Origin of the sequence: Streptomyces sp. NPDC046925, from assembly GCF_040644915.1 — a bacterium.
GTDB lineage: Bacteria > Actinomycetota > Actinomycetes > Streptomycetales > Streptomycetaceae > Streptomyces.
The window spans coordinates 90,892-107,739 of the sequence record NZ_JBEYWZ010000011.1; the positions used below are offsets into that span (position 1 = coordinate 90,892).

General features: G+C 70.0%; 19 protein-coding genes. 16 read left to right on the top strand and 3 right to left on the bottom strand.

What is annotated here, in order from left to right; genetic code table 11:
• Positions 1 to 61: 61 nt before the first annotated feature.
• From map to truA, 8 genes are all read left to right on the top strand, one after another.
• Positions 62 to 898 (top strand): type I methionyl aminopeptidase, encoded by an 837-nt coding sequence (gene map, locus ABZ906_RS34140; protein ID WP_361182326.1) that lies wholly within the window; start codon positions 62 to 64, stop codon positions 896 to 898.
• 222 nt (positions 899 to 1,120) lie between these two features.
• Positions 1,121 to 1,342 (top strand): translation initiation factor IF-1, encoded by a 222-nt coding sequence (infA, locus tag ABZ906_RS34145; RefSeq protein ID WP_003948620.1) that lies wholly within the window; start codon positions 1,121 to 1,123, stop codon positions 1,340 to 1,342.
• Between the two features lie 58 nt (positions 1,343 to 1,400).
• Positions 1,401 to 1,514, top strand: a complete 114-nt coding sequence (gene rpmJ, locus ABZ906_RS34150) for a 50S ribosomal protein L36 (RefSeq protein ID WP_003974245.1) — start codon at positions 1,401 to 1,403, stop codon at positions 1,512 to 1,514.
• A gap of 188 nt (positions 1,515 to 1,702) precedes the next feature.
• Positions 1,703 to 2,083, top strand: a complete 381-nt coding sequence (gene rpsM, locus ABZ906_RS34155) for a 30S ribosomal protein S13 (protein WP_190084427.1) — start codon at positions 1,703 to 1,705, stop codon at positions 2,081 to 2,083.
• Between the two features lie 62 nt (positions 2,084 to 2,145).
• A complete protein-coding gene (gene rpsK / locus ABZ906_RS34160; RefSeq protein WP_003948617.1) occupies positions 2,146 to 2,550 on the top strand; it encodes a 30S ribosomal protein S11 in 405 nt (134 codons plus the stop codon).
• 121 nt (positions 2,551 to 2,671) lie between these two features.
• Positions 2,672 to 3,694, top strand: coding sequence for a DNA-directed RNA polymerase subunit alpha (locus ABZ906_RS34165; protein ID WP_361389608.1), 1,023 nt, complete (start codon positions 2,672 to 2,674; stop codon positions 3,692 to 3,694).
• Between the two features lie 81 nt (positions 3,695 to 3,775).
• Positions 3,776 to 4,273: a 50S ribosomal protein L17 gene (gene rplQ / locus ABZ906_RS34170; protein WP_361182324.1), complete on the top strand. Its 498-nt coding sequence runs from the start codon at positions 3,776 to 3,778 to the stop codon at positions 4,271 to 4,273.
• Positions 4,274 to 4,354: 81 nt separating this feature from the next.
• Positions 4,355 to 5,209 (top strand): tRNA pseudouridine(38-40) synthase TruA, encoded by an 855-nt coding sequence (gene truA / locus ABZ906_RS34175; RefSeq protein WP_361389610.1) that lies wholly within the window; start codon positions 4,355 to 4,357, stop codon positions 5,207 to 5,209.
• A gap of 30 nt (positions 5,210 to 5,239) precedes the next feature.
• Here the strand turns inward: truA and ABZ906_RS34180 are convergent, their stop codons facing one another.
• The gene (locus ABZ906_RS34180; RefSeq protein WP_361389612.1) at positions 5,240 to 6,088 is read right to left on the bottom strand and encodes a hypothetical protein; all 849 of its coding nucleotides are present in this window, start codon (positions 6,086 to 6,088) and stop codon (positions 5,240 to 5,242) included.
• Between the two features lie 110 nt (positions 6,089 to 6,198).
• Here ABZ906_RS34180 and ABZ906_RS34185 point away from each other — a divergent pair, with 110 nt between their 5' ends.
• The 4 genes from ABZ906_RS34185 to glmM all read left to right on the top strand — a co-directional run bounded on the left by ABZ906_RS34185 (position 6,199) and on the right by glmM (position 10,039).
• Complete coding sequence (locus tag ABZ906_RS34185; RefSeq protein WP_361389823.1) at positions 6,199 to 7,395, top strand: glycosyltransferase family 87 protein; 1,197 nt, start codon at positions 6,199 to 6,201, stop codon at positions 7,393 to 7,395.
• Positions 7,396 to 7,583: 188 nt separating this feature from the next.
• On the top strand, positions 7,584 to 8,027 hold the full coding sequence (gene rplM, locus ABZ906_RS34190) for a 50S ribosomal protein L13 (RefSeq protein ID WP_361182318.1): 444 nt from the start codon (positions 7,584 to 7,586) through the stop codon (positions 8,025 to 8,027).
• 42 nt (positions 8,028 to 8,069) lie between these two features.
• Entirely contained in the window at positions 8,070 to 8,591 is a 522-nt protein-coding gene (rpsI, locus tag ABZ906_RS34195; protein ID WP_361182316.1) for a 30S ribosomal protein S9, read from the top strand.
• 89 nt (positions 8,592 to 8,680) lie between these two features.
• The gene (gene glmM, locus ABZ906_RS34200) at positions 8,681 to 10,039 is read left to right on the top strand and encodes a phosphoglucosamine mutase (protein ID WP_361389614.1); all 1,359 of its coding nucleotides are present in this window, start codon (positions 8,681 to 8,683) and stop codon (positions 10,037 to 10,039) included.
• A 19-nt stretch (positions 10,040 to 10,058) separates the two neighbouring features.
• Here glmM and ABZ906_RS34205 read toward each other — a convergent pair whose 3' ends face one another.
• Positions 10,059 to 11,006, bottom strand: coding sequence for a DUF389 domain-containing protein (locus ABZ906_RS34205; protein WP_361182312.1), 948 nt, complete (start codon positions 11,004 to 11,006; stop codon positions 10,059 to 10,061).
• A 36-nt stretch (positions 11,007 to 11,042) separates the two neighbouring features.
• A complete protein-coding gene (gene coaA, locus ABZ906_RS34210; protein WP_361182310.1) occupies positions 11,043 to 12,041 on the bottom strand; it encodes a type I pantothenate kinase in 999 nt (332 codons plus the stop codon).
• Positions 12,042 to 12,173: 132 nt separating this feature from the next.
• Here coaA and ABZ906_RS34215 point away from each other — a divergent pair, with 132 nt between their 5' ends.
• The 4 genes from ABZ906_RS34215 to ABZ906_RS34230 all read left to right on the top strand — a co-directional run bounded on the left by ABZ906_RS34215 (position 12,174) and on the right by ABZ906_RS34230 (position 16,848).
• On the top strand, positions 12,174 to 12,542 hold the full coding sequence (locus ABZ906_RS34215; protein WP_361389616.1) for a holo-ACP synthase: 369 nt from the start codon (positions 12,174 to 12,176) through the stop codon (positions 12,540 to 12,542).
• Positions 12,543 to 12,584: 42 nt separating this feature from the next.
• Positions 12,585 to 14,096, top strand: a complete 1,512-nt coding sequence (locus ABZ906_RS34220; protein ID WP_361389618.1) for an NAD(P)H-hydrate dehydratase — start codon at positions 12,585 to 12,587, stop codon at positions 14,094 to 14,096.
• Positions 14,097 to 14,477: 381 nt separating this feature from the next.
• Positions 14,478 to 15,623: an alanine racemase gene (gene alr / locus ABZ906_RS34225; protein ID WP_361389620.1), complete on the top strand. Its 1,146-nt coding sequence runs from the start codon at positions 14,478 to 14,480 to the stop codon at positions 15,621 to 15,623.
• A gap of 13 nt (positions 15,624 to 15,636) precedes the next feature.
• Complete coding sequence (locus tag ABZ906_RS34230) at positions 15,637 to 16,848, top strand: alpha/beta hydrolase (RefSeq protein ID WP_361389622.1); 1,212 nt, start codon at positions 15,637 to 15,639, stop codon at positions 16,846 to 16,848.

Here is a 16,848-nt window from a genome sequence, read left to right on the forward strand (position 1 = left end):
GCAGGTAGTCGGTTCGTGTACGTGACCGGTTGTCGGACGGATGACGGAGAGCGGAAGCCCCATGGTGCAGATCAAGACCCCCGAGCAGATCGCGAAGATGCGTGAGGCGGGCCTTGTCGTCGCCGCCATCCACGCCGCGACCCGTGAGGCCGCGGTGCCCGGCGCCACCACGCGGGACCTGGACGAGGTCGCCCGCAAGGTGATCGCCGAGCACGGCGCGAAGTCGAACTTCCTCGGGTACGGCGGATTCCCCGCCACGATCTGCACCTCGGTCAACGAGGTCGTCGTGCACGGCATCCCGGACGACAAGACCGTCCTGAAGGACGGCGACATCATCTCCATCGACGCGGGCGCCATCATCGACGGCTGGCACGGTGACGCGGCCTACACGGCGTTTGTGGGCACCGGTCACGCTCCGGAGCTGATCGAGCTCTCCCGGGTGACCGAGGAGTCGATGTGGGCCGGTCTGGCCGCCATGAAGCAGGGCAACCGGCTCGTGGACATCTCCCGCGCCATCGAGTCGTACATCCGGCGCCAGCCGAAGCCCGGCGGCGGCAAGTACGGCATCGTCGAGGACTACGGCGGCCACGGCATCGGCACCGAGATGCACATGGACCCCCACCTCCTGAACTACGTCGAGCGCCGCCGCGGCAAGGGCCCCAAGCTGGTCCCCGGCTTCTGCCTGGCCATCGAGCCCATGGTCTCCCTCGGCACTCCGCGCACGGAGGTCCTGGAGGACGACTGGACGGTCATCACGACCGATGGAACCTGGTCCTCGCACTGGGAGCACTCCGTCGCGCTGACGGAGGAGGGCCCGATCGTGCTGACGGCCCCTGACTGCGGTAAGGCGAAGCTTGCGGAGTACGGGGTTACCGCCGCGCCGGACCCGCTGGGCTGACGCGCTCGCCGGGCCCAGCTCCGACGGACGGAGTCCGGCGCAGCCGCGCCGGACCCGCTGGCGAAGTGAACCCCCTGCTTAAGGATCTTCGTCGTGGGGCATTCTTCCTCGATTCGTCTTTCCGGGTGGCCTGACGTAGACTGACGCGTCGGCTCTCGTGCATCCGTGTGTCTGCATGCGTTGAGCGGAGTCGATCAAGGTAGTCGATTCGAAGGGCAAAGCGTGGCCAAGAAGCAAGGTGCCATCGAGATCGAGGGCACTGTCGTTGAGTCTCTTCCGAACGCCATGTTCAAGGTTGAGCTCCAGAACGGCCACCAGGTCCTGGCACACATCAGCGGCAAGATGCGTATGCACTACATCCGCATCCTCCCTGACGACCGGGTCGTGGTGGAGCTGTCTCCGTACGACCTGACGCGTGGCCGGATCGTCTACCGGTACAAGTAGATCTTGCCCGAACCCCATTCGCGTGGGGTGATGGCACTGACCCGGAGAACCTCACCCAATGAAGGTCAAGCCGAGCGTCAAGAAGATCTGCGACAAGTGCAGGGTGATCCGCCGTCACGGCCGGGTCATGGTTATCTGCGACAACCCGCGCCACAAGCAGCGCCAGGGCTGACGCACGACTGCAGTTCGCAGATTTTCGCGCGACGCACGTAAAGCACATGTGCAGGACCCGTCCCTCTTCAGATCCATCGGTAATGGAGGGCGACACCCCCGGTCGGAGGCCGGGGACCCGGGATGTACCTCGTACGGCACCCGGGACCGGTCCTGCTGAAGACCTCCGAAAATCAACAGGAGCCTTGAATGGCACGCCTTGAAGGTGTTGACCTCCCGCGCGATAAGCGTGTTGAGGTTGCCCTCACGTACGTGTTCGGCATTGGCCGCACGCTGTCCCAGCAGACGCTGGACGCCACCGGTGTGGACCGCAACACCCGTGTTCGTGATCTGTCCGAAGAGGACCTGATCAAGATCCGCGAGTACGTGGACGCCAACATCCAGACCGAGGGTGACCTCCGTCGCGAGATCCAGGCCGACATCCGCCGCAAGGTCGAGATCGGCTGCTACGCGGGTATCCGTCACCGTCGTGGTCTGCCCGTCCGCGGTCAGCGCACCAGCACCAACGCCCGCACCCGTAAGGGCCCGCGTCGCGCCATCGCCGGTAAGAAGAAGCCGGGCAAGAAGTAGTCCTCAGCGGTCGATCGACAGCTGTCGCTGCAGGACCGACCACCTCGCGTAGGAGTTAATAGATGCCCCCCAAGGGTCGTCAGGGCGCTGCCAAGAAGGTGCGCCGCAAGGAAAAGAAGAACGTCGCTCACGGGCACGCCCACATCAAGAGCACGTTCAACAACACGATCGTCTCGATCACGGACCCCACGGGCAACGTGATCAGCTGGGCCTCCGCCGGCCACGTCGGCTTCAAGGGCTCGCGCAAGTCGACTCCGTTCGCCGCGCAGATGGCCGCCGAGTCGGCCGCGCGTCGCGCCCAGGAGCACGGCATGCGCAAGGTCGACGTCTTCGTCAAGGGTCCCGGCTCCGGCCGTGAGACCGCGATCCGCTCCCTCCAGGCCACCGGCCTCGAGGTCGGCTCGATCCAGGACGTCACCCCCACGCCGCACAACGGCTGCCGTCCCCCCAAGCGCCGCCGCGTCTGACGCACGTCGCTTGACCCAGGGATTTTCGGGCGGTGCGGCTCTCCGGAGCCGTACCGCCCGTACCCTTGTAACAACATCAGGGCATCAAATAGTGGGTGCCCCTGGCTGAAGGAAACACTTCATGCTGATCGCTCAGCGTCCCTCGTTGACCGAAGAGGTCGTCGACGAATTCCGCTCCCGGTTCGTGATCGAGCCGCTGGAGCCGGGCTTCGGCTACACCCTCGGCAACTCCCTGCGTCGGACCCTTCTCTCCTCGATCCCGGGTGCGGCCGTCACGTCCATCCGCATCGACGGTGTCCTGCACGAGTTCACCACCGTGCCGGGCGTCAAGGAAGACGTCACCGACCTCATCCTCAACATCAAGCAGCTGGTCGTTTCCAGCGAGCACGATGAGCCCGTCGTGATGTACCTGCGCAAGCAGGGTCCCGGTCTCGTCACCGCCGCTGACGTCGCCCCGCCCGCCGGTGTCGAGGTGCACAACCCCGACCTGGTCCTCGCCACGCTCAACGGCAAGGGCAAGCTGGAGATGGAGCTGACCGTCGAGCGCGGTCGCGGCTACGTCTCCGCCGTCCAGAACAAGCAGGTCGGTCAGGAGATCGGGCGCATCCCGGTCGACTCGATCTACTCGCCGGTCCTGAAGGTCACGTACAAGGTCGAGGCCACGCGTGTCGAGCAGCGCACCGACTTCGACAAGCTGATCGTCGACGTCGAGACCAAGCAGGCCATGCGTCCCCGTGACGCCATGGCGTCGGCCGGCAAGACCCTGGTCGAGCTGTTCGGCCTGGCGCGCGAGCTCAACATCGACGCCGAGGGCATCGACATGGGCCCCTCGCCGACGGACGCGGCCCTGGCCGCCGATCTCGCCCTGCCGATCGAGGAGCTCGAGCTCACCGTTCGGTCGTACAACTGCCTCAAGCGCGAGGGCATCCACTCCGTGGGTGAGCTCGTCGCCCGCTCCGAGGCGGACCTGCTCGACATCCGCAACTTCGGTGCGAAGTCGATCGACGAGGTCAAGATGAAGCTCAACGGCATGGGCCTTGCGCTGAAGGACTCGCCTCCCGGCTTCGACCCGACCGCTGCGGCTGACGCCTTCGGCGCCGACGACGACGCGGACGCCGGTTTCGTGGAGACCGAGCAGTACTGATGAACTGCCCGGGGGCGCCCGCCCTCGGGGCCCTGTCCCCGGTACCTGATACGGCCGGGGCAGATCACTAGGAGAAACACCATGCCGAAGCCCACCAAGGGTGCCCGTATGGGCGGCAGCGCCGCGCACGAGAAGCTTCTTCTGGCGAACCTCGCCAAGCAGCTCTTCGAGCACGGCCGCATCACCACCACCGAGGCGAAGGCCCGTCGTCTGCGTCCCTACGCGGAGCGTCTGGTCACCAAGGCGAAGAAGGGTGACCTTCACAACCGCCGCCAGGTGCTGTCCGTCATCACCGACAAGAGCATCGTGCACACGCTCTTCACGGAGATCGGCCCGCGCTACGAGAACCGCCCGGGTGGCTACACCCGTATCACCAAGATCGGTAACCGTCGTGGCGACAACGCGCCCATGGCCGTCATCGAGCTGGTGGAGGCCCTGACCGTGGCGCAGGCTGCCACCGGTGAGGCCGAGGCGGCCACCAAGCGTGCCGTCAAGGAAGACGCCCTCAAGAAGGACGACGCGCCCGTCGAGGACGCGAAGCCGGCTGAGGACGCTGCCGAGGAGTCCAAGGACGCCTGAGGCTCTGCCTTGCTGTGAGCGGGTCCGCCCTTCGGGGCGGGCCCGCTTTCGCATGGTCGGCCTCCTGAGAGGATCTGTTCTGTGAGTGATGAAGTAGAGCCCGGCTTCGTGCGGGTGCGTCTCGACCTTTCGTACGACGGCAAGGACTTCTCCGGCTGGGCCAAGCAGAAGCAGGGGCAGCGGACGGTCCAGGGGGAGATCGAGAGCGCGCTGCGGACCGTGACGCGCTCGCAGGAGACGTACGAGCTGACCGTCGCCGGGCGCACCGACAGCGGGGTGCACGCGCGGGGGCAGGTCGCGCACGTCGATCTGCCCGAGGACGTGTGGGCCGAGCACAGCGACAAGCTGCTGCGCAGGCTCGCGGGGCGGCTGCCGCACGACGTACGGGTGTGGAAGGTCGCCGAGGCGCCCGCGGGGTTCAACGCGCGGTTCGCGGCCGTGTGGCGGCGCTACGCCTACCGCGTGACGGATCACCCCGGCGGTGTCGACCCCCTGTTGCGCAGTCATGTCCTGTGGCACGACTGGGAGTTGGACCTCGACGCCATGAACGCCGCCGCCGAGAAGCTGCTCGGCGAGCATGACTTCGCCGCCTACTGCAAGAAGCGCGAGGGCGCCACGACCATTCGTACGCTCCAGGAGCTGCGCTGGGAGCGGCGGCCGGACGGGATTCTCGAAGCGACCGTGCGGGCCGACGCGTTCTGCCACAACATGGTGCGCTCGCTGGTCGGCGCCATGCTGTTCGTGGGCGACGGGCACCGGCCCGTCGAGTGGCCCGCGAAGGTCCTTGCCGCGGGAGTGCGGGACTCCGCCGTGCACGTCGTACGGCCGCACGGGCTCACGCTTGAGGAAGTCGGCTACCCCGCCGACGAGTTGCTCGCCGCGCGCAGCAAGGAAGCGCGCAACAAGCGGACGCTGCCCGGCGCCGGGTGCTGCTGAGCCCCGGTCACCGGACGCCCGACTGCCGTACTACTCGGGGGCGTTGGCCGCGGCGGAAGCCTGGGCCTCGCCCCGCCGGTGGATCTGGCCGAAGGCGAAGCGGGCCAGGTCGTCGCCGACCGTGTAGACCTTGCGCTCCTTCTCCGTGACGTCCTTGTCGCTGGTGAAACCGGAGGTCGTGAAGTAGGCGTAGCGGCCGTACGCGTTGTACGTGCCGCGGCAGACCGCCGTACGGCAGAAGCTGGGCACGCCCTTGCCGGGCAGCGAGACGACCAGGCCCTTCTTCGCCTGCTCGTTCACCTTCTTGGCCTGGGCCTCCGAGTCGAAGACGGCGACGCCGACCGTCACGGCGATGTTGTCCCGCACGTAACTGGCGCGGAAGAGTCGCGTGCAGTCGTTCTTGGTGAGGACCGCGCCGAGCGCGGCCTGGGTGACGCTCGCGCACTTCTTCGTGCTGTCCGTGTCGCCCTTCTTGTAGACGCGCTCGCCCGAGGTCAGCGTCTTGCCGGGGAAGAGCGTGTCGGCGCTGAGCGGCGCCTTGTCCTTCTTGGCGCTGGAGATGAACTCCTTGGGGTCCGGCGGGGGCGGCGGCGTCGTCTCCTCGAAGGACGGCCCCGGCTTCTCGCTCGCGCCGGGGATGTCCGCGGTCGAGGGCAGCTCGCTGGCCGGTTTGTTCGAGGCGGAGGTGTTGTCGCTGTTGGCGGAGACCACCGCGACGGCGACCGCGGCCGCGACCACGACGGTGGCGAGCGCGCCGCCGCCGATCATCAGCCATTTGCGGCGCCGGGTGCGCGATTCGGACGCCTCGGCGAGCGCCGCCCAGTCAGGCGTCCGCGAATCCCCTGGACCCCACTGAGGTCCCCCTTGCCCAAAGCTCATGCGCCGCATCTTAGACGGGGACTCGGGGATGTTGAGCGGGGGCCGGGGGAGGGGCTCGACCTAGCCTGACCCGTATGAATACGGGCAAAGTAGCTGTTAGCGGGTGGATGCTGCGGCCGGCCACCCGGTACGCCTGGGGGGCGCTCGGTCTCGTGCTGCTCGCCACGGTCGTCCGGGTGGGGCTGCGGCACTCGGGCGGCGGGATGGACAACGCCATCGTGGTGCGGGCGGCCGAGGCCTGGCTGGAGGGCCGCTCGCCCTACGACGACCGGCACTTCCTCTATCTGCCGGGGGCCGTGCTCGCCGCGGTGCCGCAGGCGCTGCTCCCGGAGCCCGTCGTGCGCTACCTCGTGCCGACCGGGGTCACGGCCTCGCTCGTCTTCGGGTGGGGGTGTGCGCTGCGGATCCATGGAGTGGAGTGGCGCAGCCGGTTCGCGGTGCTCGGGCTGCTCGCGCTCGCCCTCGGCTTCGCCCCGTTCGTGCACCTCGTCGAGCTCGGCAACTGGACGGTGGCCTCGGCGGCCGCGCTGCCGCTCGCGCTGCTCCTCGTGTGCCGGGGGAGGTGGGTGGCCGCGGGTCTGGTGATCGGGGCCGCCGTCGCCGTGAAGCCGCTGCTCGCGCCGGTGGTGCTGCTCTTCGTCTTCGCGCGGCGGTGGCGGGCGCTCGGGGGCGCGGTGCTCGTGCCCGCGGCGGTGTCCGCCGGGGTGGCGGTCGTCATGCCGGATCCGGCGGGGTTCTTCACGCGGACGCTGCCGTTCCTGCTGCGGGGCGACGACAGCTTCGTACGGCTCTATGAGGCGTCGCCCGCCGCCGTGCTGCCGCGGCTCGGGGTGCCGCAGGGGGCGGCGACGCTGCTGGCCCTCGTGGCGGCCGCCGCGGGGGTGTGGTGCGCCTGGCGGCGGTGGGGGAGCGGGGGCGCGCAGCCTTCGCGGGTCGTCGAGACGGCCGTGATGCTGATGCTGGCGGCCTTTCTGGTGTCCAGGCCGTCGTACGACCACTATCTGCTCGTCGTCGTGCCGCTGCTGCTCGCCGGCGTCCGGGAGCCCGGCGCGGCGGCCCGGCGGCCGTGGTTCTGGCTGGCGCTCGTGCCGCAGGTCCCGGGGTTCGACTGGCCCTGGCTGGAGGAGGGCACCCTGCGGGCCTTCCGGGACTGTGTGACGCTCTGTGTGCTGGCGCTCACGGTCGGTCGCAGCTGTGTCCGCGCGGGCGGGACCACCCTGGAAAAAGCGGCCCCTCTCGTGGTGGGCGAGTCGCGGGTGCCCGGTCTCCAGGGACGCGTTTTGACCCGTACGGGGCGGCGCGGGTAGTCTCGACGTTTGTTATGCGTATCGGCATCGTCGTTCTCACGCGAAGGGCCCATACGTAGGTTCCCTGGAGCAGTTACCAGTGGCTCGCATACGGGCAGCGTCCCCGGCATTGTGAGCCCCAGCTGCATGATCGCTTCCTGGGTGCCGTGTGTCTGGACCCCATCCACTGAAGAAGCGAAGGCTACGAAGTGCGTACGTACAGCCCCAAGCCCGGCGATGTGACCCGCCAGTGGCACGTCATCGACGCTCAGGACATCGTCCTGGGCCGTCTGGCGACCACGGCCGCCAACCTCCTGCGCGGCAAGCACAAGGCGATTTACGCGCCCCACATGGACATGGGCGACTTCGTCATCATCATCAACGCCGACAAGGTTCACCTGTCCGGCAACAAGAAGACTCAGAAGATGGCGTACCGCCACTCCGGTTACCCGGGTGGTCTGCGTTCCGTCCGTTACGACGAGCTTCTTGAGAAGAACCCCGAGAAGGCCGTCGAGAAGGCCATCAAGGGCATGATCCCCAAGAACACCCTGGGCCGTCAGATGCTCTCGAAGCTGAAGGTCTACGCGGGCGACCAGCACCCGCACGGCGCTCAGCAGCCGGTCCCGTTCGAGATCACCCAGGTCGCGCAGTAGTTCCGGCCACCCCCAAAGACGTAAAGAAATCTGAGGAGAATCGTGGCCGAGACCACCGTTGAGCAGCCGGTCGAAGAGACCGAGGTTGTTGACGTCGAGCAGTACACCACCGAGTCCGAGGCGCCCGTCGAGGGCGAGTACACCTCTGAGTCGAACGCCGCGCGCTTCGGCGACCCCCAGCCGGCCGCCGGCCTGGGCCGTCGCAAGAACGCCATCGCCCGCGTCCGGATCGTCCCGGGCACCGGCAAGTGGAAGGTCAACGGGCGCACGCTCGAGGACTACTTCCCGAACAAGGTCCACCAGCAGGAAGTCAACGAGCCCTTCAAGGTGCTCGAGCTCGACGACCGCTACGACGTCATCGCCCGCATCTCGGGTGGCGGCGTCTCCGGCCAGGCCGGTGCGCTCCGTCTCGGTGTCGCCCGTGCGCTGAACGAGGCCGACGTCGAGAACAACCGCGCCGCCCTCAAGAAGGCCGGTTACCTCAAGCGTGACGACCGTGCGGTCGAGCGCAAGAAGGCCGGTCTCAAGAAGGCCCGCAAGGCTCCCCAGTACAGCAAGCGCTAATCTGCCTGCTTGTACTGTTCGTTCGCCCCGGCGGCACGTTGTGTGCTGCCGGGGCGTTCGTCTATCGGAATCCCTGGAGGAGGACAGCAGTGGGACGACTCTTCGGCACGGACGGCGTGCGCGGCGTCGCCAACGCGGATCTGACGGCCGAGCTCGCGCTCGGGCTCTCCGTGGCGGCGGCTCATGTGCTCGGCGAAGCGGGCACGTTCGAGGGCCATCGGCCGGTCGCGGTGGTCGGCAGGGACCCCCGCGCGTCAGGAGAGTTCCTGGAGGCCGCGGTGGTCGCAGGTCTCGCGAGCGCGGGCGTGGACGTCCAGCTCGTCGGTGTGCTGCCCACCCCCGCGGTGGCGCATCTCACCGGTGCGCTGGGCGCCGACCTCGGCGTGATGCTCTCCGCGAGCCACAACGCCATGCCGGACAACGGCATCAAGTTCTTCGCGCGCGGCGGCCACAAGCTGGCCGACGAGCTGGAGGACCGCATCGAGTCCGTGTACGAGGAGCACCGCACCGGCGCTCCCTGGCAGCGCCCCACGGGCGCGGGCGTCGGCCGTGTGCGCACGTACGACCAGGGCCTCGACCAGTACGTGGCGCATCTCCTGGGTGTGCTGCCCAACCGCCTCGACGGACTGAAGATCGTCCTCGACGAGGCGCACGGCGCAGCCGCCCGCGTCTCGCCCGAGGCGTTCGCGCGCGCCGGTGCCGAGATCATCACGATCGGCGCCAAGCCGGACGGCCTGAACATCAACGACGGCTGCGGGTCCACGCACCTGGACCTCCTCAAGGCCGCCGTCGTCGAGCACGCCGCCGACTTCGGTGTCGCGCACGACGGCGACGCTGACCGCTGCCTCGCCGTGGACCACACGGGCGCCGAGGTCGACGGCGACCAGATCCTCGCCGTCCTCGCGCTCGCCATGCGGGAGCACGGCACGCTGCGCGAGAACACCGTCGTCGCCACGGTCATGTCGAACCTCGGCTTCAAGCTCGCCATGGAGCGCGAAGGGCTCTCCCTGGTGCAGACCGCCGTCGGCGACCGCTACGTCCTGGAGTCGATGAAGGAGCACGGCTTCGCCCTCGGCGGCGAGCAGTCCGGGCACGTCATCGTCCTGGACCACGCGACCACCGGTGACGGCACGCTGACCGGGCTGCTGCTCGCGGCGCGCGTCGCCGAGACCGGGCGCAGCCTCGCGGAACTCGCCGGGGTCATGGAGCGGCTTCCGCAGGTCCTGATCAATGTGCCCGACGTCGACAAGTCGCGGGTCACGACCTCCGCCGAGCTGACGGCCGCCGTCGCCGAGGCGGAGCGCGAACTGGGGGCCACGGGACGGGTGCTGCTGCGCTCCTCCGGCACGGAGCCGCTGGTGCGCGTCATGGTCGAGGCCGCCGACATCGAGCAGGCCCGGTCCGTGGCGAGCCGCCTCGCCGACGTGGTGAAGTCGGCCCTGGGCTAGAGCAGTTGGCCGCGCCCGGTCAGGCCGGGCGCTTCCTGGCCGTACGTTCGTGCTGCCTGGCCCAGAAGAACTTCTGGGCCAGCAGCGTGAGCGTGCCGGCCAGGATGATCCCGAGCAGGTTGAGCAGGAGCTGCTCGGTGGAGCCCCAGGCCTGCTTGTACTCGTCGTAGCTGAAGGCGACGGCCGCGTTCGCGGCGGCCGGGACCGTCGTCACCGAGATCGCCACGCCCACGAGCGCGCCCGACTTGGCGGAAGTGAGCGAGAGCGTGCCCGCCGCGCCCGCGAGGACGGCCACGACGAACGAGAACCAGTCGGGCCGGTAGATGAAGTTCGTGTTCGGGCGCTCCGACCTCAGGGCGTCGTCGCTGAACAGGTCCATCGCGTCCATGAAGAAGCTGAAGCCGACGGTCACCGCCATCGCCACGGCGAAGCCCGCGAGCAGCGCGATCAGCGAGCGCATGGCCAGTCTCGGGGCGCGCTGGACGAGCGCGGTGCACAAGCCCGCCAGGGGGCCGAACTCGGGGCCCACCGCCATCGCGCCCACGATCAGGATCGCGTTGTCGAGGACCACGCCGCAGGCCGCGATCATCGTGGCGATCGTGAGGAAGGCCAGGTACGTGACCGAGAGCGTCGACTCCTCGTGCGTCACGTCGGAGAGCTGCTCCCACAGGACCGCGTCGGCGCCCTCGCCCGGCGCCTCGGCCTCCGCCTTGTCCGCGCGCAGGGACAGCGACAGGTCGATGTTCTCCAGGGCGATCGAGCCCGATTCGTGGATGTCCAGTTCGCGCAGGGCGCTGATCAGCGCGTCGCCGGCCTCCCTGGCGACATCGCACATCACGACGTCCCCCGCGGGATTGCGGGCCGCTCCGGGGACGACGGCGAGGTGCGTGGCGCCGACCGTCCCCTCGATCAGGCGCACCACGTCGTCCGTCTTGTCCGCCGGGGTGATCAGTCGCAGGTGCAGCATGCGCGCAGGTTACCCGGGCGGCCTTGCTTTCCGTGGCTACAGCTTGCGCAGGCTGAGCTTCTGCACCTTGTGGTCGGGGCCCTTGCGGATGACCAGGGCGGCCCGGCCGCGCGTGGGGGCCACGTTCTCCAGGAGGTTGGGCTTGTTGATCGTGCGCCAGGTCGTACGGGCGTAGTCCAGGGCCTCTTCCTCCGAGACCTGCGTGTACTTGCGGAAGTACGAGGACGGGTCCTGGAACGCCGTGGCGCGCAGCTTCTTGAAGCGGTTCAGATACCAGCGCTCGATGTCCTCGGCGCGTGCGTCCACGTACACGCTGAAGTCGAAGTAGTCGGCCAGACCCACGCGGGTGCGGCCGTCCTTGCCGGGGAGGGCCGGCTGGAGGACGTTGATGCCCTCGACGATGAGGATGTCGGGGCGCCGGACGGTGAGGCGCTGGTCCGGCACGATGTCGTAGATCAGGTGGGAGTAGACGGGCGCCGTCACCTCGTCCTTGCCCGCCTTGATGTCCGCCACGAAGCGGGTCAGGGCCCTTCGGTCGTACGACTCGGGGAAACCCTTCCTGGACATCAGGCCGCGGGCCTCAAGCTCCCTGGTGGGCAGCAGGAAGCCGTCCGTCGTCACGCGCTCCACGCGGGGGTGCTCGGGCCACCGGGAGAGCAGGGCCTGGAGGAGGCGGGCGACGGTCGACTTGCCGACGGCCACCGAGCCCGCGACCCCTATGACGAAGGGCGTGCCCGACTGGGAGCCCTTCTCGCCGAGAAAGGTGTTGAGCGCGCCGCGCAGACCGTCCGTGGCGCCCACATAGAGGTTCAGGAGCCGGGAGAGCGGCAGATAGATGTCCCGCACCTCGTCCAGGTCGATGACATCACCCAGGCCGCGGAGCTTCTCCAGCTCCTCGGCGGTCAGGGGGAGCGGCGTCTTGTCACGCAGGGCGCTCCACTCGGTGCGGGTGAGGTCGACGTAGGGAGTCGCCTCCGGCCGGTGCCGGTGGGCGCTCCGCGCGGTCGTCGGGGGTACGGAGACCGAAGAGATCACAGTCCATTGTTACGGCTGTTTGAACGGGGCGGGGGGTGGGGTGCGTCACCCCCTGCGGGGCTTGAACCGTTAGGGTGCGGCGCCCTGCGGGGCTTGAGCCGTGGTGGTGCCCGGCCTCGTAGGCTGCTGCCCGTGATTATTGGGGTCGGTATCGACGTGGCCGAGATCGAGCGGTTCGAGGCGGCGCTGGAGCGTACGTCCGGGATGGCCGGGCGGCTGTTCGTGGAGCGTGAGCTGCTGCTTCCGAGCGGGGAGCGGCGGGGGATCGCCTCACTCGCGGCGCGGTTCGCTGCCAAGGAGGCGCTGGCCAAGGCCTTGGGGGCGCCTTCGGGGCTGCGGTGGACGGACGCGGAGGTGTACGTCGAGGAGAGCGGGCAGCCGCGGCTGCGCGTGAAGGGGACGGTGGCCGCGCGGGCCGCCGAGTTGGGGGTGCGGTCGTGGCATGTGTCGCTCAGCCATGACGCGGGGGTGGCTTCGGCCGTGGTCATCGCCGAGGGCTGATTGCTGATTGCCGGTGGGTGGGCGCCGGGTGACACTCGGGGCATGCGTACTGCGTATTCGGTGGAGACGGTCAGGGCCGCTGAGCGGGAGCTGATGGCCCGGGTGCCGGAAGGTGCCCTGATGCAGAGGGCCGCGGCGGGGCTCGCGGTGGCCTGTGCAGAGGTGCTCGGCAAGGTGTACGGGTCCCGGGTCGTGCTGCTCGTGGGGAGCGGGGACAACGGCGGCGACGCGCTGTACGCGGGGGCTCGGCTCGCCCGGCGCGGGGCGGGGGTCTCCGCGGTGCTGCTGTCGCCCGAACGGGTGCATGCGGGCGGGCTCGCGGCGTTTCGGGGGGCCGGGGGGCGGGTCGCCCCTGCGGGTGACGTGGAGGGTGTTCTTCGCCGGGCCGATCTTGTCGTGGACGGGATCGTGGGCATCGGGGGCAAGGGCGGGCTGCGGGCGCCGGCCGCTCAACTGGCGGGTGCGGTACGGGAGTCCGGGGTGCCTGTCGTCGCCGTGGATCTGCCGAGCGGTGTCGACGCGGACAGCGGGGAGGTCGCCGGCGAGGCGGTGCGGGCGGACGTGACGGTGACGTTCGGGGCGTACAAGCCGGGGCTGTTGGTCGATCCGGGGCGGGAGTACGCGGGGGTCGTGCGGTTCGTCGACATCGGGCTCGCGATGGAGGGGGGTGACGGCTCGGGCGGGGGTGAGGGCTCGGGCGGGGGTGACGGCTCGGGTGGGGGTGCGGTCCAGGCTCTTCAGTACGCCGATGTCGCCTCGCTCCTGCCGTTGCCGACGGGGGAGAGCGACAAGTACCGGCGGGGTGTCGTGGGGATCGTCGCCGGGTCCGCCCGGTATCCCGGAGCCGCCGTGCTCTGCGTGGCCGGTGCGCTGCGGGGCGGTGCGGGGGCCGTGCGGTACGTGGGGCATGCGGCGGACGCGGTCATCGCGCGGTTCCCGGAGACGCTGGTATCCGCGGGGCCTCCTTCCAAGGCGGGGCGGGTGCAGGCCTGGGTGGTCGGTCCGGGGCTGGGGGACGACTCCGAGCGGCTTGAGGACGTGGTCGGCGCGGATGTGCCGGTGCTGATCGACGCGGACGGGCTGCGGCTCGCGGACGAGGCGGCCGTACGGGGGCGGAGCGCGCCTACTCTGCTCACGCCGCATGCGGGGGAGGCGGCGGCGCTTCTGGGGGTCGCGCGGGAGGAGGTCGAGCGGGGGCGCCTTTCCGCTGTGCGGGAGTTGGCGGGGCGGTACGGGGCGACCGTGCTGCTCAAGGGGTCTACGACGCTGGTTGCGGATGCGGGTGGGGCTGCTGGTGCCGGTGGGGGTGGGGGTGGGGTCGTGCGGGTCAATCCGACGGGGACGCCGTGGCTGGCCACCGCGGGGAGCGGGGACGTGCTTTCGGGGCTCGCGGGGGCGTTGCTGGCGGCTGGGCTCGGGGCGGCGGACGCGGGGGCCGTGGGGGCGTATCTGCATGGCCTTGCGGGGCGGCTTGCGGCGGATGGGGCGCCGGTGGGGGCGCATGATGTGGCGGAGGCTGTTCCGTTGGCCTGGCGGGATGTACGGGGGGACTAGCGTCCGGCTTGGGCGGGGGCGGGGCGTTCCGGGTGCGGGTGCGTTCGGGGGCGGTGCGGGTCCGGCTGTGGGTGCGGGGGCGCGCCGGTATGTCCGTCCTCGCCATCCGCTTGTGGGCGTCTGATTGCTTCGGGTCCGGAGCGTTGCGAACCGTGCTCCGGGCGGAAATACCGACACACCCCCTCGCGTCCGCTGCCGGGTGCAGGCCGTCATCAACTGGGCCGTTCCTACGTCCATGGCCGAACTCGGCGATACGGGTGGGCGGGCGGGAAAGGTCCTACGGGGTGCTCGAGGTGGGGTGCGTCGGCATGTCCGTGCCCGCCATCCGCCGGTGGGCGCCCGGGACCGGCACACCTCCGCTCTGAGAGACTGGGCGGCGATATGACTGAGACCTTGCGTGCCCGCGCCGAGATTGATCTGGCTGCCCTGAGGGCCAATGTGCGCTCCTTGCGCGCCCACGCGCCGGGCGCCGCCTTCATGGCCGTCGTGAAGGCGGACGCGTACGGGCACGGGATGGTGCCCTGCGCCCGTGCCGCCGTGGACGCGGGAGCCACCTGGGTGGGCACCGCGACCCCCGAGGAAGCGCTCGCGCTGCGGGCCGCCGGTATCGGGGGCAGGGTGATGTGCTGGCTGTGGACGCCCGGCGGACCCTGGCGCGAGGGTGTCGAGGCCGATCTCGATATGTCCGTGAGCGGCATGTGGGCCCTGCGGGAAGTGGTGTCCGCCGCGCGGGACGCGGGCCGCACCGCCCGTATCCAGCTGAAGGCCGACACCGGCCTGGGACGCAACGGCTGCATGCCCGCCGACTGGCCCGAACTCGTCTCGCAGGCACGGCAGGCCGAGGCCGAGGGCCTGGTGCGCGTCACCGGCATCTGGTCGCACTTCGCCTGTGCCGATGAGCCCGGAGATCCCTCCATCGCCGCTCAGCTGACGCTGTTCCGGGAGATGATCGCCGCCGCCGAGGAGCGCGGTATCCGGCCCGAGGTGCGGCACATCGCCAACTCGCCCGGCACGCTCACGCTCCCGGAGACCCACTTCGATCTCGTACGCCCCGGAATCGCGATGTACGGGATCTCGCCGGTCCCGCAGGTCGGCACCCCGGAGGACTTCGGGCTGCGGCCCGTCATGACGCTCAGCGCGTCGCTGGCCCTGGTGAAGCACGCTCCGGGGGGTCACGGCGTCAGTTACGGGCATCAGTACGTCACACCCGGCGAGACGACCCTCGGGCTCGTCCCGCTCGGGTACGGGGACGGGATTCCCCGCCACGCTTCGGGCACCGGGCCCGTACTGGTGGGCGGCAAGCTGCGGAAGGTCGCGGGAAGGGTGGCGATGGACCAGTTCGTGGTCGACCTCGGCGGTGACGAGCCCGCGGTGGGCTCCGAAGCCGTCCTGTTCGGCCCCGGCGACCGGGGGGAGCCGACCGCCGAGGACTGGGCCCGGGCGTCGGGCACCATCGCGTACGAGATCGTCACCCGCATCGGTTCGCGTGTTCCGCGCGTCCATGTGAATGAGCGACCCGACGACTGAGTAGGAGCGGCACGTGAGCGAGACCAGCACGGGGGCGGCCGCGCAAGCGGTGACGGAAGTCGCCGCGACGGCCGGAAACTGGCGCAGGGCCGGCCTCGCCGGGGCCGCGATAGGCGTCGTCGCCGCGGGCGCGGCCGCCGGTGTCGCCATCGAGCGGCTGACCGTCGGCCGCGGCATGCGCAAGAAGGCGCGGCTCGCACTCGACGCCTCGGGGCCGTACGGCTCGCTGCGCGGCATGCCGGGCCAGGCGTACGCGGACGACGGCACGGTGCTCTCGTACGAGGTCGACGAGGTCGAGCAGGACGCCGCGCAGGCACCGCGCCGCCGCAGGCTCTTCGGCCGCAAGGCACCCGCTCCCGTCACCGTCGTCTTCAGCCACGGCTACTGCCTGAGCCAGGACTCCTGGCACTTCCAGCGGGCGGCCCTGCGCGGTGTCGTGCGCTGTGTGTACTGGGACCAGCGCAGCCACGGCCGTTCGGAGCGCGGCGCGGCGCAGCTGACGGACCGGACGCCGGTCTCCATCGACCAGCTGGGGCGTGACCTGAAGGCCGTCATCGACGCGGCGGCGCCCGAGGGGCCGCTGGTCCTGGTCGGGCACTCCATGGGCGGCATGACGACGATGGCCCTCGCCGACCACTTCCCGGAGCTGATCCGTGAGCGCGTCGTCGGCGTGGCTCTCGTCGGTACGTCGTCCGGGCGGCTCGGGGAGGTCAACTTCGGGCTTCCGATCGCGGGGATGAACGCCGTGCGCCGCGTGCTGCCGGGCGTGCTCAAGGCGCTCGGCTCACAGGCCGAGCTCGTGGAGAAGGGGCGGCGGGCCACCGCGGACCTCTTCGCCGGGATCATCAAGCGCTACTCGTTCTCGTCGAAGGACGTGGATCCGGCCATCTCGCGGTTCGCCGAACGCATGATCGAGTCGACGCCCATCGACGTGGTCGCGGAGTTCTATCCGGCGTTCGCCGAGCACGACAAGACCAAGGCCCTGGAGCGCTTCGCCGGGATGCCGGTGCTCGTGCTCGCCGGGGACAAGGACCTGGTGACGCCGAGCGAGCACAGCGAGGTCATCGCCGATCTGCTGCCGGACGCGGAGCTCGTGCTCGTACCGGACGCGGGACATCTGGTCATGCTGGAGCACCCCGAAGTCGTCACGGACCGCCTCGCGGACCTCCTCGGGCGGGCGGGAGCGGTGCCGGAGGCGGCCGGGGCACGGACGTCCAGCGGCTAA